At 69.7% G+C, this 16,800-nt stretch carries 11 protein-coding genes; 6 read left to right on the top strand and 5 right to left on the bottom strand.

The genetic code is table 11. The annotated features are described in order from the left end of the window. Nucleotides 1-74 precede the first annotated feature (74 nt). The 4 genes from AC5LUJ_RS03335 to AC5LUJ_RS03320 all read right to left on the bottom strand — a co-directional run bounded on the left by AC5LUJ_RS03335 (nucleotide 75) and on the right by AC5LUJ_RS03320 (nucleotide 7,283). A complete protein-coding gene (locus AC5LUJ_RS03335; protein WP_445548333.1) occupies nucleotides 75-596 on the bottom strand; it encodes an AfsR/SARP family transcriptional regulator in 522 nt (173 codons plus the stop codon). A 117-nt stretch (nucleotides 597-713) separates the two neighbouring features. Next, nucleotides 714-1,706, bottom strand: coding sequence for an LLM class flavin-dependent oxidoreductase (locus tag AC5LUJ_RS03330; RefSeq protein ID WP_250282469.1), 993 nt, complete (start codon nucleotides 1,704-1,706; stop codon nucleotides 714-716). A gap of 325 nt (nucleotides 1,707-2,031) precedes the next feature. Continuing rightward, on the bottom strand, nucleotides 2,032-4,251 hold the full coding sequence (locus AC5LUJ_RS03325; RefSeq protein WP_250282467.1) for an NADP-dependent isocitrate dehydrogenase: 2,220 nt from the start codon (nucleotides 4,249-4,251) through the stop codon (nucleotides 2,032-2,034). Between the two features lie 356 nt (nucleotides 4,252-4,607). Next, nucleotides 4,608-7,283, bottom strand: coding sequence for a serine/threonine-protein kinase (locus AC5LUJ_RS03320; RefSeq protein ID WP_493464442.1), 2,676 nt, complete (start codon nucleotides 7,281-7,283; stop codon nucleotides 4,608-4,610). A gap of 1,013 nt (nucleotides 7,284-8,296) precedes the next feature. Here AC5LUJ_RS03320 and AC5LUJ_RS03315 point away from each other — a divergent pair. From AC5LUJ_RS03315 to AC5LUJ_RS03300, 4 genes are all read left to right on the top strand, one after another. After that, complete coding sequence (locus tag AC5LUJ_RS03315) at nucleotides 8,297-8,968, top strand: ABC transporter substrate-binding protein (protein ID WP_493464441.1); 672 nt, start codon at nucleotides 8,297-8,299, stop codon at nucleotides 8,966-8,968. After that, nucleotides 8,965-9,762: an ABC transporter substrate-binding protein gene (locus AC5LUJ_RS03310; protein WP_493464440.1), complete on the top strand. Its 798-nt coding sequence runs from the start codon at nucleotides 8,965-8,967 to the stop codon at nucleotides 9,760-9,762. Before AC5LUJ_RS03315 ends, AC5LUJ_RS03310 begins: the two co-directional genes overlap by 4 nt. Before the next feature lie 71 nt (nucleotides 9,763-9,833). After that, nucleotides 9,834-12,584, top strand: a complete 2,751-nt coding sequence (locus AC5LUJ_RS03305; protein ID WP_493464439.1) for an ABC transporter permease subunit — start codon at nucleotides 9,834-9,836, stop codon at nucleotides 12,582-12,584. Continuing rightward, the gene (locus AC5LUJ_RS03300) at nucleotides 12,581-13,345 is read left to right on the top strand and encodes an ABC transporter ATP-binding protein (protein ID WP_493464438.1); all 765 of its coding nucleotides are present in this window, start codon (nucleotides 12,581-12,583) and stop codon (nucleotides 13,343-13,345) included. Before AC5LUJ_RS03305 ends, AC5LUJ_RS03300 begins: the two co-directional genes overlap by 4 nt. Before the next feature lie 136 nt (nucleotides 13,346-13,481). On the opposite strand, the gene AC5LUJ_RS03295 is transcribed toward AC5LUJ_RS03300, so the two are convergent. Further along, nucleotides 13,482-14,222: an SDR family NAD(P)-dependent oxidoreductase gene (locus tag AC5LUJ_RS03295; protein WP_250281715.1), complete on the bottom strand. Its 741-nt coding sequence runs from the start codon at nucleotides 14,220-14,222 to the stop codon at nucleotides 13,482-13,484. Between the two features lie 749 nt (nucleotides 14,223-14,971). Here AC5LUJ_RS03295 and AC5LUJ_RS03290 point away from each other — a divergent pair. Continuing rightward, a complete protein-coding gene (locus AC5LUJ_RS03290) occupies nucleotides 14,972-16,180 on the top strand; it encodes a cytochrome P450 (RefSeq protein ID WP_250281717.1) in 1,209 nt (402 codons plus the stop codon). 209 nt (nucleotides 16,181-16,389) lie between these two features. Continuing rightward, a complete protein-coding gene (locus tag AC5LUJ_RS03285; RefSeq protein WP_250290893.1) occupies nucleotides 16,390-16,596 on the top strand; it encodes a ferredoxin in 207 nt (68 codons plus the stop codon). Nucleotides 16,597-16,800: the final 204 nt, after the last annotated feature.

The raw sequence follows: 16,800 nt of genomic DNA, 5'->3' as shown, positions 1-16,800 counted from the left end.
CTATGGCGACGACGACAACGCGGCGGTGGTCGTCTGGACACCGCCCGCGCGATCGAACATCCGTCAGACACCCCCTAACCTGCCATCTCGTAGTCGCGCTCCCCGTCGAGCATGGCCGTGTCGGCGAGGACAGCCCTGTCATTGAGGACGGCCTCGTCGTTGAGAATGGCGCTGTGCAACCGGCGCATCGTCTCGCCCGGCTCAAGCCCGAGTTCCTCCCGCAGGACCCGACGGGCGTCGCGGAACTGCGCGAGTGCCTCGGCCCGCCGGCCCGACCGGTGCAGGGCGAGCATCAACTGCTCCCGGAAGGTCTCGTGAAAGGGATGCTCGTCGACCCAGTTCGTGAGGTCGTTGACCACCTCGCGATGACGCCCGGTCCACAGCGCGCAGCGCGCGATCGACTCCAGGCACTCCAGCCGGGTCTCCTCGGCCCACCGCGCGAAGGTGCTGACGATCGTCCCGTTGCGCAGCCCGGCCAGTACCGGCCCCCGGAAAAGCCGCGCAGCCGCGGTGAAGCCGGCCAGCGCCCGCTCGGGGTCACCGACCATGTCCGCCCGGCCGCGGGCATGTAGCTGCCGCAGTTCGGTCACGTCCACGAGGGACTCGGCGGGGACAATGGCACCGCCGACGGAACACGGACGCGTCCGGCACCGCGCGCGACCGGCCGCGACGCGGAAATCTTCCGTCCGCCGCGGCCGGTCCCTGGTTCTTGCTCAGAAGGAGACGGCGGCCTTGGCCAGCAACTCGTAGGAACGAATCCGCGCGCCGTGGTCGGGGATCTGGGAGAGGGCGAAGAACTCCTGGGCGCCTGACTCGCGCAGCAGGGCCGCGAGCCTGGCGGTCACGCTGGACGGCGAGCCGACGAACTGCGGGTCGATCCGCTCCCGGCGGAACAGCTCCTCCTGCGGTGTGAAGCTGTGCTCCCGGGCATCCTGCTCGGTGGGCAGCAGGGTGTCGGGGTCGCCGGTGCGCATCCGGATCTGTCCGAGCACGAACGCGTCGGCAAAGGAGTGTGCGCGCTCGTCGGAGTCGGCGAGCAGCACGACGGCGGCAACCGCGCCGTAGGGGCTGTCCAGATGCACCGACGGCCGGAACGCCTTGCGGTACGCGGCGAGCGCCACGGGCGCGAAGCCCGGCACGATCGTGTGCGCGTAGACGTAGGGAAGACCGCATGCGCCGGCGAACGCGGCGCTGCTCGGGCTGGACCCGACCAGCCAGAACTCGGGCGCCACGGCCGGTTCGGGCACGGCGCGCACCCGGGCGCCGCTCCGGTCACGGCGGAAGTACCCGGTGAGCTCGTCGAGCTGGGCGCCGAAGTCACGGGGGCGGGAGTCGCCCAGCCGCCCGGCCGCCTCGGGCGAGCCGCCCGTCGCCCGGCCGATCCCGAGATCGACCCGGCCGGGGTACAGCGAGCCGAGCACGCCGAACTGTTCGGCGACGGCCAGCGGTGAGTGGTTGGGCAGCAGCACGGCGCCGGAGCCGACCCGTATCGTGCTGGTCGCGGCGAGGATCTGGCCGGCGAGCACGGCCGGGGCCGAGGTGGCGAGCGCGGGGGTGCTGTGGTGCTCGGCCACCCAGTAGCGGCGGTAGCCGAGCTCCTCGGCGACACGGGCCAGGTCGATGGTGTCGCGCAACGCGTCGGCCGCGGTACCGGAACGCCAGACCGGCACCGTGTCGTGCACCGAAACGATGGACGCTTCGACCATCGGTTTCCTCCTGGCTGCATCCCACTGGCCGTATCCCACCAGAAGGTGAGGATGACTCGGCATCATCGACCGATCAAGTCAAGCTGAGCATTCCTCACGTTGTCAACAGCCTCCACGGCCCGCGGACCGCCCCGTCGCCGGACCGCCGGTTGCCTCCGGCACGGACGGCTACCAGCCCGAATGGGCAGCGTGGACGCCGGGTCCATACCCGGCACGCGTCTGTTGCCCGGACCGGACAGCCGGCCCGGGCTGCCGCCGACGGACGCCCCGGGCCGGCGGCAGCTGGAAACCGCCGGCCCGGGGCCGTCCGCGGACGGGCTCCTCGTCAGCCGAGGATCGCCAGGGCCTCGTTGAAGGTCGTCGACGGGCGCAGGGCTGCCGCGGCCCTGGCCGGGTCCGGCTGGTAGTAGCCGCCGATGTCGACCGGCGAGCCCTGGACCGCGACCAGCTCGTCGACGATGGTCCGCTCCTGCGCGGTGAGCGTCTTGGCGAGGCCGGCGAACGCGTCCGCGAGCTGCGTGTCGTCGGTCTGCGCGGCCAGCTCCTGCGCCCAGTAGAGGGCCAGGTAGAAGTGGCTGCCGCGGTTGTCGAGGCCGCCGAGGCGCCGGCTGGGCGACCTGTCCTCGTTGAGGAAGGTGGCGGTCGCCCGGTCGAGGGTGTCGGCGAGCACCTTGGCGCGCGCGTTGCCCGTCGTCTGCGCGAAATGCTCGAAGCTGACCGCCAGCGCGAGGAACTCGCCCAGGCTGTCCCAGCGCAGGTAGTTCTCCTTGAGCAGCTGCTGGACGTGCTTGGGCGCGGACCCGCCGGCACCGGTCTCGAACAGGCCACCACCGTTGATCAGCGGGACGACCGAGAGCATCTTGGCGCTGGTGCCAAGCTCCAGGATCGGGAACAGGTCGGTGAGGTAGTCGCGCAGCACGTTGCCGGTGACCGAGATCGTGTTCTCGCCGCGGCGGATCCGCTCCAGGGAGAACGCGATCGCCTCCACCGGCGACCTGATCTCGATCTGGAGGCCCTCGGTGTCGTGCTCGGCCAGGTACGCCCTGACCTTCCCGATCAGCGTCGTGTCGTGCGCGCGGCTGGGGTCGAGCCAGAACACCGCCGGGTCGCCGGTGGCCCGGGCACGGGCGACGGCGAGCTTCACCCAGTCCCTGATCGGCGCGTCCTTGGTCTGGCAGGCGCGGAAGATGTCGCCGGCGGCGACCGGCTGCTCCAGGATCACGGTGCCGGCCTCGTCGACGAGCCGCACCGTGCCCGCGGTGGGGATCTCGAAGGTCTTGTCGTGGCTGCCGTACTCCTCGGCCGCCTGCGCCATCAGGCCGACGTTGGGCACCGAGCCCATCGTCGTCGGGTCGAAGGCGCCGTGCGCGCGGCAGTCGTCGATGACGACCTGGTAGATGCCGGCGTAGCTGCTGTCGGGCAGGACGGCGAGGGTGTCCGCCTCCTGGCCGTCCGGGCCCCACATGTGGCCGGAGGTGCGGATCATCGCCGGCATGGACGCGTCGACGATGACGTCGCTGGGCACGTGCAGGTTGGTGATGCCGCGATCGGAGTCGACCGCCGCCAGCGCCGGGCCGTCGGCCAGCTCGGCGTCGAAGGACGCCCTGACCGCCGCGCCGTCGGGCAGCGCGCCCAGGCCGGCCAGGATGGCGCCGAGCCCGTCGTTGGGGCTCAGGCCCGCCGCGGCCAGCGTCTCACCGTAGGCGGCGAAGGTCTTCGGGAAGAACGCCCGCACCACGTGGCCGAAGATGACCGGGTCGGAGACCTTCATCATCGTGGCCTTCAGGTGCACCGAGAACAGCACGCCCTCGGCCTTGGCCCGGGCGATCTGGGCGGTGAGGAACTCCCGCAGCGCGGCCACCCGCAGCACGGCGGCGTCCACGACCTCGCCGGCGAGCACCGGCAGGGTGGCGCGCAGCACGGTGGTGCTCCCGTCGGCGCCGGCCAGCTCGATGCGCAGCGAGCCGTCCGCGGCGATGACCGCCGACTTCTCGGTGGCGCGGAAGTCGTCGGCGGCCAGGGTGGCGACGTTCGTCCTCGACTCGGGGCTCCACGCGCCCATCCGGTGCGGGTGCGTCCTGGCATAGCTCTTCACGGACGCGGGGGCGCGCCGGTCGGAGTTGCCCTCGCGCAGCACCGGGTTGACGGCGCTGCCCTTGATCTTGTCGTACCGGGCGCGGACCTCCCGCTCCTCGTCGCTCTTCGGGTCGTCCGGGTAGTCCGGCAGGGCATAGCCCTTCTGCCGCAGCTCGGCGATGGCCGCCTTCAGCTGCGGGATCGACGCCGAGATGTTCGGCAGCTTGATGATGTTCGCCTCGGGGCGGCGGGCCAGCTCACCGAGCTCGGCGAGCGCGTCGTCGATGCGCTGGTCCGCGGTGAGACGTTCGGGGAAGCTGGCGATGATCCGCCCGGCCAGGGAGATGTCACGGCTTTCGACGCTGACACCGGCCGTGCGGGCGTACGCCTGGACCACGGGCAGGAACGAGTACGTCGCCAGGGCCGGGGCCTCGTCAGTGTGCGTATAGATGATGGTCGAATCAGTCACCGATGCTCCGCTTCACGTCTGCTTCATATCGTTATCAAGGTTATGTCTTGATCTTCATTGCTACCTTGATTGTGAGCAGGCGTGTGGCGACGGCGTCGGCGAGCGGCCGGGCCGACGGCCCCGGCTGCCCCCCGGCCAGGGCCGCTGGCCGGGGGGCAGCCAGGCCCGCGGAGCCGGCGCTGTGACCCGTCTCACGGGGCTGTGGCCCTTGGAACGCAGGTCGTTCGTCCCCGCGCGGGCGAGCTGTGGCCCGCCCCCGGGGGAAAAGTAGCCCGCCCCCGGGGGAAAAGAGCGGCCCGTCCCACAGGACGGAAAGCCATTCCGGCGTGGAAGGATGCCTGTCCCGCGGCGGGGCTTCAGTGGGTGAACCTGTGGGTGATGTCGGTGTCGCTCCCGGCGGCCCGGCTCCCCCACCACCCTGGCGATCCGGGTCCGCGCGGCTCGCGCCGCGTCATGCCGGGGCTATCCGTGTCGCCACCCGGGCCGGACGGGCCGGTCGGGCTCTCCGGGACGTCCAGCAGCGCGGCGCACACGGCCGTGGCGTCGCTGAAACGCTCCTCCCGCCGGCGCCGGCAGCACCTCGCGACCAGGCCCCTGAGCTCCTCGGAGCAGGTGAGGACGGAGACGTCGAGGTCCTCGTGCAGCCGGCGGAACATCACGTTCTCCACACCGCCGTCCCGGGAGATCGCTCCGCCGAGCAGCTCGAAGAGCACCAGCCCGAACGAGAAGATGTCCGTCCTGCCGTCGACGGCCCCACCCCGGATCTGCTCGGGTGACATGTACGCTGGCGTGCCCACCAGCCCCTCGCCTCTGGTCACTTCGGTGGAATCGCTCTGGAGACTGCGCGCCACGCCGAAGTCGACCATCACCGGCCGGCCTGCCTCGCTGATGATGACGTTGCTGGGCTTCACGTCGAGCCGGACGATGTCCAGACTGTGCAGGTACACGATCGCCCGCAGGAGACCGGTGGCGACACCGACCGCCTCGGCGACCGGGAACCCCCGCTCGCGCAGGCGCTGGTTCAGGCCGTCGCCGTGGACGAAGTCCATGACGATGCCCAGCCGGCCGTCGGGCTCGTCGAGCAGCTGGTACGTGTGCACGACGTTCGGGTGGTCCAGTTGCAGGGCGATACGGGCTTCCCGCAGGAACCGGCTGCGTGCCTCCTGGTCCTCGCCGAGCGTCGGACTCAGCACCTTGATCGCGCGGAGGGCACCCGCGCCGAACTGGGCGTCCCGCGCGACGTAGACGGTGCCCATCCCACCGACGCCGAGGACGTCGACCAGCTCGAAACGCCCGTCGCCCATGAAACGCTCCGAACGGGGCACCCGCAGCGTGCCGCTCCCGGCCCGAGTGAAGCGGCCCGCGGGGGACGGATGCGGCCGGCCGGCCGGGGCGCCCGTGCTGTCGGGATCCGCGCCCGCCGGAGGCTCGCCACGGTGCGGGAACGAGGGGCCGGCGCCCGGGGGCGAGGGGGCGGCGCCCGGGAACGGGCTGTCGTTCGTGAGCACACCGCCGAGCAGGTCGATGCTCTCCCGTTCGTTCGCCCGGGCAACCCGCAGCACCCGTCCCCGCATCCGCCGGCTGAGCCGGTAGGTCGCCATCCGGGCCTGGGCGACACCACCGACAAAGGTGCTCTCACCGCTCCCGCCAGGCCGCTGGTCCTCGATCACGCCGTTGGCGGCGAGATGGCGCAGAACCAGGTCCACCCGCCGTTCCGACAGGGACAGCAGCGGCGAGAGCCCCCGCTCGCCGGAGACGACGTCGGTGGCGGTGAACACACCGCCCTCACTGCGCAGCACCCAGTCGGTCACGTAGTGGGCGCCCAGCCGGAACCTGTCCTCCTCCAGGCTGCGTCCCTCCTCGCCGGAACGGCCGAGCAGCCCGTTCAGGACATCGGAGAGATCCGCGTAGAGACCGATGCGTTCGACGTCCTCGGGGGACATCCGGATGACCGGGACGCTCGTCCGCTGGAACGTCTCCCAGACGATGAGGTCGTTGAGCTCCTGGACGAGCCGGCGCGGCACGCCACGCCCCTTGTAGTCCAGGTAGTTCGCCACCCGTTCCACGGACTCGGCGTTGTTGGGGCCCTGTCCGCACACCTCGCGGAGCAGGCTGGTGCCGCTGTCCCACACGCACGGCACGTAGGCCCGCCAGGAGAAGACACTCTCGAAGATCCCGATACCGAAATCGCTGTCGGTGACCGCACGGTCCAGCACGTCGACGCCCGCCACGAAGATGAAGTGTGCCGCGGACGCCGTCAGCACGTTCTTGAAGACGGTGAGGATCTCGTCGAAGCTCTCCATTCCACGCGGGCTGCTCGTCAGCTTGTCGAGCTCGTCGATCACCACCACGAGATGGACGGGCGCGGCCGGCCGGCGCCGGCGGAACCCGCGGCCACGGCCGTGGCTTCTCGACCGGCCGAGCATTTCGACGATCCGCAGAAAATCGTGCTCGACGTCCCCGTCCGCGTAGGTGAGAAAGGACGCCTCGGTCGCCAGCGACCGGGTGGTCTTCGTCCCGCGTTCGAGTTTGGGGGCGAGTCCCGCAAACGGCAGCTGGCCGTTCGCGCCGAACGTGCGGTTGAGCTCGTGGCCCTCCTCCGAGCGGGAGGTCAGCGACATCGACGTGCGGGCGTACGCGAGCAGGATCGAGTTGCGGATGTCCTCCTCGAGCTCGGCGAGCACGCCGGTGTCGTCGAGGGTTTCCACCACCCGCCGGGTCACCGCGAACAGGAACTCGTTGCTGGTGACCGGCCGGGCCACGTTGAGGAAGACGGGCAGGTAGCGGCGATTGCCGCTGTACTGGGACAACCATCGCAACGTCGAGCGGACCAGCGTGGTCTTGCCGGCGCCGCGGAAGCCCGCGATGAGAAAGGCGCCGCCTTCCGAACGGTCGATCCGGGCGCGCAGGGTGTCCGCCAGCCGGCCGTGCCCGAGCCGTCCGCGAATGTCACGTTCCAGCGCCGGGCCGTGCACGTAACGGAAGTCGCCGGATAAGACCACGTCCGTCGACGGACTCCCCCAACCGACCATGTGAATACCGTACCCAGACCGGCGCCGTTGCGTGACACCCAGATCACCGCCATCGCCGGATTCGGCCGGCGAGCGGAATTCGGCCGGCACCCCGTGACCGCCCGCCCGGCCTCGTCACGGACAGGCCCGCACGAGCGCCCGAGGCGACTTCACCGCCATCGTCGGCCTGGGGATGCCGCGGGCAGGCGCGCACGAGCGGCCGGGTCACGCACGAGCAACCGGATAAGGCGTCGAACCACCGGCCACCGGCGCGCGGGGCCTGGGTGACCGCCGCTGCGGCGCGGGTCGGCCCCTCTCGGCAGGCCGCGACGCCCGGACAGGCCGGATCCGGTCCCGGCTCTGATCCCGGCCCTCCGCCCACAAGGACATCACGGTCCGCCAGTGGCGGATTACGGCGTCGACTGGTGGGCCGGGCAGGGCGTCGGCGTGAAAATTCCGCATTGACCTGTCATCCGAGGTCCTCTACGGTGTCCGAACGAACAGTTGTTTGTAACCTACATCACCCTCCGCCCCATCCCCCCGCGAGTACACCGCGACCCGAACGCCGAGAACGGAAGACCCCTCCGGCTCCCAGCCTCCTGACCCTACGGGATCAGCGTCTTCCAGAGAGCGACAGAGGCCACCATGAACACAACGGTGCGCATCTCCAGAAATCTGTCAGCACCCTGGCCCTGACCCTGGCCGTCGGCCGCTTCCGCCAGTGATGCCGACAAACTGCCCCGCCTGCCCCGCGCCCCGGCCCGACGCGCGCGAAACGGCATCCCACCCGGCGGCCCGACCAGCCGGACGCGGCGGGCACGGCGGGCACGGCGGGCGTGTCCGACACGGTGGGCACGGCGGGCGCAGCCACCGGTCGGGCGGGAGCGGCCCGGGCCAGCGTGGGCGACTCCGGCCCGGGCCGCTCCCGCCCGACCGCGGAACACCGGCCCAAAACCGCGGAACAACACCGCGGAGCGGCCGGCCCGCGAAAATCATCCGATCACGCAATATGCCAACGCAACGGAGGACGCCAGATGACCGACGACTACGAACCGTCGCCGAGAAGGCGCGGAAGCCAGGCGCGTACGAAACCCGCCAAGAACACACCCCCGCGCCCGGAACAGCAGAGAAGGAGACGCTCGGTCGGTGAGTGGCTCAACCGTATCCGGTCCGGTGAACCAGCGGCGGAAAGCACACCGGCTTTATGCACCGGCCAGCACCCGCGCCAGCACCGGCGCCGCTGGCCGCTGTCCGGGCGGCCGCATCCCCGGCCCCTCGTACGGCGGCGAGGAATCGTCGCCACAGCCGCGGTGATCGCCGCGGTGACGGGCCTCGTCTCCTGTTCGTCGGACGGCGGCGGCAACACGGCGAACGGTTCGGGAACGCCCGAAATCGTCGTGGGCAACATCGGGACGTACAGCGGCCCCACCGCGTCCTCCCAGGCGCAGGCACAGGACATGGCAAAAGCCTGGGCATCATGGGTGAACGCCCACGGCGGGATCAACGGGCGCCGCGTCAGACTGGTTGTCATGGATGACGGGGGGAACGCGACGACCGCGCTCTCCCAGGTCAAGAAACTCGTCGAGCAGGAACACGTCGTCGCGGTCATAGGAAACCACTCGAACTCGGACGTGAACTGGGCGTCCTACATCAGCGGCACGGACGTGCCCGTCATCGGCGGCACCTCCCTGGACCTGCCTTCGTGACGAACCCGTCCTTCTTCCCGGTCGGGCCGTCCGTCATCGCGGGACTGTACGGGGTGCTGCAGATAGCGAAAGCGAAAGGCCCGAAGATGGGCCTGCTCTACTGCGCGGAGGCGCCGCAGTGCGCCAGCGCGGTGCCGCTGTACACGACGCTGGCCAAGGCGCTCGGCCTCAGTATTCCCTACAACGCGAAGGTGGCGGCCTCGGCGCCCGACTACACCTCGCAGTGCCAGGGCCTGAAGGAGGCGGGCGTCCAGTCCGTGAGCGTGCTGGCGCCGTCCGACACCGTCGTCCGCGTGCACCGGGCCTGCGCGGACCAGGGCATCAACGTCCCGGAGGTCGCCCAGGACGGCACCGTCACGACCAGCTGGCTGAAGGAGCCGTCGCTCAACGGAATGCGGGCCGTCGGATATGTCGCGCCCTTCTACGACAGGTCCATACCGGCGACCCGGGAATTCCACGACGCCATCCAGCAGTACGCGCCGGGCATCGAGGCGGTGCTGTCCGAGCAGTCGGCCGATGTCTGGGCCAGCGGAAAGCTCTTCGAGGCCGCGGTCAGGGCCGCGCCCGCCGGGGAGCTCACGGCCACCGCGGTGAAGAAAGGCCTCTACAGCCTCCGGGACGAGACGCTCGGTGGCCTCACGGTCCCGTTGAACTTCGTGGCGGGAAAGCCGACCTCCATCAAGTGCTGGTTCACGATGGGCATCGAGGACGGCGCGTTCGTCGGGCCGAACGGCCTGGCGACGCAGTGCGCTCCCGCGTCCGTCGTTGATCCCGTGGTCGCGACCCTCGGCTGACCAGTCCTCGGGCTGGGACGGCCTCTCGGTGCCGTCCCAGCCCGGTATGCCGATCGTTTGGGAGATCCAGAGTGACGACCTTACTTCCGTTCCTGGTCGCCGGGCTGACAACGGGCTCCGTCTACGGGATCGCCGGGCTGGGCCTCGTGCTGACCTACAAGACGTCGCGGCTGTTCAACTTCGCGCACGGCGCGCTCGCCACCATCGCGGCCTTTCTTTTCTACACCCTGCACGTCCAGCACCATCTGCCGTGGCCGCTGGCCGCGTCGATCTGCGTTCTCGTCGCCGGCCCGGTACTCGGGCTCGCTTTCGAGCTGGTCGGCCGAATGATCAGTGACCGTTCCCTGCCGGTACGGGTCGCCGGCACGGTCGGTATTCTGCTTGTCGTACAGGCGGTGATATCACTCGTCTACGGCGCGACGGAGACCCGCAAGGTGCCGCCGTTCCTGGGAACTCATGTCCTCCGTGTGGCGAACACGAGCATCACCCAGGACAAAATCATCATCTGGGTCATCGGCGCGGCGGCGACGCTCGCACTTTTCCTCGTCTTCCGGCACACCCGGCGGGGCCTTGCGATGCAGGCCGTCGTCGACGACATCGACCTGCTCGACTGCGCCGGCACCAGCCCCGTACGGGTCCGGCGGCTCGCGTGGGTCATCGGCGTCTCGTTCGCCGCGCTGTCAGGTGTGCTGCTGGCACCGCTCGTCACCCTTGACGGGGTGACACTGACGCTGCTGGTGGTCCAGGCTTTCGGCGCGGCCGCCATCGGCAGGTTCTCGAACCTGCCCGCCACCTATCTCGGCGGCCTGCTCATCGGTGTGGGCGGCGCCCTCTGCTCGAAGTACTTCACCACGGGCCTGCTGGCGGGAATACCGACCGCGTTGCCCTTCCTCGTCCTGTTCGCCGTCCTGCTGGTCTCCCCTCGCGGCCGGCTCGGGGAGCGGGCGGCGGCGCTGCCGCGGTCCGTGGCACAGTGGCGTTTCCCGCTCCCGTTCCAGCTGGCGGGCGCGGCAGCCGTCCTGGTCCTCCTCCTGACCGTCCCCGGATTCGCCGGGCTCCACCTGACCGACTGGACCCTGTTCCTGACCTCGACGATTCTCTTTCTCTCCCTGGGCCTGCTGGTACGCAGCTCGGGGCAGGTGTCGCTCTGCCACGTGGGTTTCACCGCGATCGGCGCGGCCGCCTTCTCCCGTCTGACGGTCGGCCACGGGCTGCCGTGGTTCGCCGCGCTGCTGCTGTCCGCTCTCGTCGCGGTGCCGATCGGCGCCGTTCTCGCGATTCCGGCGATCAGGCTCTCCGGGCTGTACCTCGCCCTGGCGACCCTGGGATTCGGCATTCTCCTCGCCTACATGTTCTACACACAGAGCTACATGTTCGGCGGCATAGGTGCCGGGCTGACCGAGCCGCGGCCCCAGCTGGGCTGGCTCGACCTCGAAAGCGACCGTGGCTACTACTATCTGGTGCTGGCATTCACCGTCGTGGTCACGGCCATCATCGTGCTGCTGGTACGCAGCCGGCTCGGCAGGCTGCTGCGGGCGCTGGCCGACAGCCCGACGGGCCTTGCCGCCAGTGGCACGTCGACCAACGTCACTCGCGTCCTGGTCTTCTGCATCTCGGCTTTTCTCGCCGCGGCGTCGGGTGCGCTTGCCGGCGGCGCGGTCAGCACGGTGACAGCCGACTCCTACCAGCCGTTGACGTCGCTGGTCTATTTCGCCCTGATCGTCATCAGCCCGGGCGGTGAGCCCTGGTACGCGCTGCTGGCCGCCGCGGGCCTCACCCTGGTTCCGTCGTACGTGAGCGGCGACAACATCGCCACCTGCCTCCAGCTCGTCTTCGGCGCGGCGGCGCTCCTGCTCGCGGTCACGCCGCCGTCGCTGCGCTGCGTCCCCGCGGTGGTCCAGCGCACCGCCGGACAGCTCGGCCGCCGCCGGCCGTTCACCCGCGGGCCGCGCGTGAACGGCGCCCGCGGCGGCTCCGGTGCCAGCGCCGCTGCCGCCGCCAGCACGCGCCCCAGGGCCGCCGCCGGCACGCTCACGGTACGCGGGCTCGGGGTGCGCTTCGGCGGCCTGGTGGCCGTGGACGGCGTCTCCCTCGAAGCCCGGACCGGACAGATCACCGGTCTGATCGGCCCGAACGGGGCCGGCAAGACCACGACCCTGAACGCCTGCTCGGGAGTGCTCCGACCGACGAACGGAAAGATCTCCTTCGGCGGCCACGACATCTCCCGGCGGGGCCAGGCCGTTCGGGCCCGGCTCGGCATCGGCCGCACGTTCCAGCAGATGGAGCTGTTCGACTCGATGACCGTGCGGGAGAACGTCGCGCTGGGAGCGGAGGGCGGCTTCGCCGGGGCCAGCCCGCTCAGCCACTTCCTGAGCTCGGGCAGGCAACGAAACCTCGTCAGGCAGCGCGCCGAGGAGGCCATCCGGCTCTGCGAGCTGGAGGATGTCGCGGAATCGCTCGCCGGGGCCCTGTCGACGGGGCTGCGCCGGCGGGTCGAGCTGGCCCGCGGCCTGGCCGGGCCGTTCCGCGTCCTCCTGCTCGACGAACCGTCGTCCGGCCTCGACCGGGCGGAAACCAGCCGGTTCGGCGAGACCCTCCAGCGCGTCGTGCGGGACCGGGGAATCGGCATCCTGCTCGTGGAGCACGACATGGCGCTCGTCAACGAGATATGCGACCACATCCACGTCCTGGACTTCGGTAGACCCGTCTTCGACGGGACGCCCGACGAGGTGATGGCGTCCCCGCTCGTGCGGGCCGCCTATCTCGGGGGCGACGCCGTCGAGACCGTCGCACGGCAGCCCGTGAGGGAAGTGGTGTCATGACAACACGGACGAACAGTGCCACCACCGCGGGCGACACGAAGCCGTATGCCCTCTCGCTGCGGGCGGTGCAGTCGGGTTACGGCCGGTCGACGGTGTTACGCGTGGTCGACCTCGACGTACCGGCAGGCGGGGTGGTCGCCCTGCTCGGTGCCAACGGCGCGGGAAAGACAACACTGCTGCGCACCGCGGCGGGTCTGAACAGGCTCCAGCGCGGCCGCGTATCGATCGGCGGCGTCGACCATTCGGGCACTCCGCCGTATGCGCGTACCCGCGCCGGCCTGTGCCTCATCCCCGAGGGGCGGGGAATCTTCCGGTCGTTGTCCGTGCGGCAGAACCTTCGCCTCCAGCGGCCACCGTGGCTTCCGGAAACCAGGCCCGACCGGGCGCTGGAGGCTTTCCCGGCACTGCGGCAGCGGCTCGACGACACCGCCGGCACGCTCTCCGGCGGGCAGCAGCAGATGCTCGCGCTGTGCCGGGCCTACCTGTCGGATCCACAGGTCATCCTGGTGGACGAGGTCTCCATGGGCCTGGCACCGAGGATCATCGACGAGATCTTCGTGTCGCTGCGACAGCTGGCCGCGAGCGGGGTGTCGCTGGTCATCGTCGAGCAGTACGTGGAACGCGCGGTCGAGTTCGCCGACGCCGTCGTCGTGCTGCGGCGCGGAAAAGTGGTGTTCGACGGGACGCCGGACACGCTGGACCACGACGCGCTCGTCAACAGCTACCTCGGCTCAGGGGATCCCGTGGCCGACCGGTCATAGGGACCGGCCCCCGGCGCCACTGGACCATACCCGGTCCGGGTGGCGCCGGGGGCCGGCGGTGTGCCCGGCGGATATGTCCGGCGGACGTATCGACGTGACGCCCCGACGCGGTGACCAGAACCGATCGGAGAACCGGTCAGAGAGTGGTGTAACCACCGTCGATCAGGATCATGTCACCGGTGATGAACGACGACTCGTCACTCGCCAGGAAGACGGCCAGCCGGCCCACCTCGGTGGGGGTCCCGTATCGCCCCAGCGGCGTCGCCCTGACCACGCCCTCGATGAGCTCCGGCGGGAGGCTGTCGGTGATCTGCGTCCGGATCGGCCCGGGGCAGATCGCGTTGACGCGGATGTTCCGGCTTGCGTACTCCGCCGCCGCGGTCTTCGTCAGCATGGCCACGGCACCCTTTGCCGCGCAGTACGCGGGCATTCCCGGGAAAGCGACCATCGCGGCCATCGACGCCGTGTTCACGATCACTCCCCCACCGTTCTCAAGTAACTTGGGGATGGCGTAGCGCATACCGAGGAACACCCCTCGCCCGTTCACACCGAAGACGCGGTCGAACTCCTCCTCCGGATAGTCACCGGTGTGGGCCACCGCCCCGTCGATACCCGCGTTGTTACAGAGGACGTCGAGCTTGCCGAAGTGGGAGACGGCCGCATCCAGCATGTTCCGGACGTCCTGCCCCCTCGACACGTCGGCGTGCACCGCGTAGCAGTCGCTCCCGAGCCGCTTGGCGACCTCCTCCTGCTGGCCCGAGATATCGACGGCGACGACCCTGGCCCCTTCCTTCACGAACTCCTCGGCAATACCGGTGCCGATTCCCGAGCCCGCCCCGGTGACGACAGCAACCTTCCCTTCGAGCCGCCCAGCCACGTCTCTCCCCTTTCCAAGATCCATGCTATCGGACGATCATTCATCCCGATCCTAGGCCCGACCAGAACAAAAAACAATGGTTTGTTCCGCTCCTTTCCCCTGCCCGAGGAACACGGATCAGCACCCGCCACGACAGCGACACGCGTCGAGCCGGGCGGTCACGGCGGCCTACCGGACAACCGGGCCACCGGGCATTGCGCCAGCACACCCGCGCACGCCCGGCCACCGGCTTTCCCGCGCCCTTGACAGCGGCGGCCAAAGCCTGGAGCGCGATCCGCTACCAGCCTTCTACCTGTGGTTATATCTCATAGCAACATCTCGATTACGCTTGACTGTGACCTACTTGACAGGTCAAGTAGCGCCTGTTATGTTCATAAAAACAAACGTATGTTTGTATCGCATCGAAAGGCGACCGCACCAAAAGACAGCAAAAAGACGGGAGGTACCCGGACGGTACGTCAGCCTGTACGGGCGCAGGATGGTGCGCCCACAGAAATCCTGATGTCGAACACCGGTGCCCGGGCGGCGCAGCCACCCGCAACAGGTCGGGCCGTGAGGCATCCGGCTCGATTCCCCGCCGCCACCGTGACAGTGAAGCGGCGCATTCAGGCCGTCAGCGTCCTGGCCCACGAGCGCATATCGGCCGCGGTTGGCGCCGACCGGCACCCGCCAGCATGCCGTTCCCCGGCCACGGGAAACCCGCCCCTTACCCACGCGACCCGAGCCATACGTTTAATGGAGGTGCTCTTGTGACCACGAGCGAAGGGTTCCGGAGGGACATCTTCTCCGACTTCGACATCGAGGACCCGGAGTTCAACGACCGCTTCTACGAGGTCCTCGACGAGTTCGTGGACAGGTGCCCGGTCACCCGCAGCAATGTCGGGAACGGGTACTGGCTGATCAACCGCTACCAGGATGTCAAGCGCGCCGGCCAGGACTGGCGGACCTTCAGCAGCGCCAAGGGCTTCGAGCCCAACCGTGACCCGGAACGCCCCTACCTGATGCCGGAGGAGTCGGATCCGCCCCGGCACAACCTCTGGCGGAACGCGCTGAACCCCTACTTCTCCCCGGACGCGATCAGCGCCTTCGAGGACTCCATCCGGACGGAGGCCGTCACCCTCATCGACGCTTTCATCGACAGGGGTGAATGCGAGTACATCAAGGAGTTCTCGTCGGTGCTGCCCGGCTCGGCGATGTTCAAGAACCTGCTGGGCCTGCCCACCGACGACGTCCCCATGCTCATCAAGCACATGGACGCGGGCTTCTACGGGCCCAAGGAGGAACGCACCGAGAACCTGACCAGGGCATTCGTCCACCTCGGCGAGTACCTGGGCCGCCGGGCCAAGGAGCCGCCGCGCGGCGACGTGGTGGACGTGATCGCGGCGGGTGTCGAATACGAGAACGGCGAGCCGTCCCCCTGGCAGGACCGGGTCTCCATCATCACCGACCTCGCGCTCGGCGGCATCGTGACCGCGACGTTCGTCATGTCGGGTGCGATGTCCCACCTCGCCACCCACCCCGAGGACCGCAAGGCGCTGGCGAACGACCCGAGCCTGATCCCCCAGGCGGCCGAGGAGTTCGTTCGGTACTTCCCACCGGTGGTCGCGCTCGGCCGGTCCGTGACCACGGATGTCGAGATAGGCGGGCACCACTTCAAGGAAGGCGACTTCATCCTCCTGAACTACGCGTCGGCGTCACGGGACCCGAAGGCCCTGGACAGCCCCAGGGAGTGCAACATCTTCCGGGAGCGCATCCCCCACTCGGCCTTCGGCGTCGGTGTCCACCGCTGCATCGGTGCCCACCTGGCACGCCTGGAGATCAAGGTCGCCCTCGAGGAGTTCCTCCGCCGTATTCCCGAGTTCAGCCTGAAGCCCGGCACCCGGCCCGAGTACGAGACCGGGATTCTCCGCAGCATGAAGAAGCTCCACCTGGAGTTCCCGACACGGCGCGGCGCATAACCGGGAGCCCACGGTGCCACCGGGCGGCGGGCGCGGGCCAACGTTGTTTCGTCACCGTGCCCGCTCCCGTGCCGCTCCCGTGCCCGCGCGGGTCACGACGTCCGGGGGCGACGGCCGTCCAGGGCGTGGCCTGCCCTCCTCGGCCGCGGGGACCGCTGACGGTGGCGGCACGAACACCACGAGACCGCTGAACGAGTGAACGATGGATGGTGACGACCGTGAAGGTCAGCGTCGACAACAGCAAATGTGAGGCACATGGCCAGTGCAACATGATCGACGAACAGATATTCACTCTCGACGACCAGGGCTACAGCAACATCGGCAAGGACAGACCAGTGCCCGAGGGATTAGAGGACAACGCCGATCAGGGCGTGTACAACTGTCCCGTGAACGCACTGTTCATCGACCGTTCGTAGCCGCACCGACCGCTGGTTCCACCGACCGGCCGTAGCTCGCCGCCGGGGATCCGGCCGGGCCCGCTCCGACGCGCCATGGGAGACACCGGCCATGATCGGCGCGAGTCTGCTGCCGTGTACGCTTTTTGGCCGCGTCAGTATGCGCAGCGGCGAACTCGCGCCGATCTTCTTCTGCGTTCTGCGTTCTGCGTCCAGCGGCCGGCG

The organism is Protofrankia sp. CiP1_Cm_nod3 (assembly GCF_982290655.1).
The sequence above is the reverse complement of the archived record's forward strand: the minus strand, read 5'-3'. Positions and strand labels throughout refer to the sequence as shown.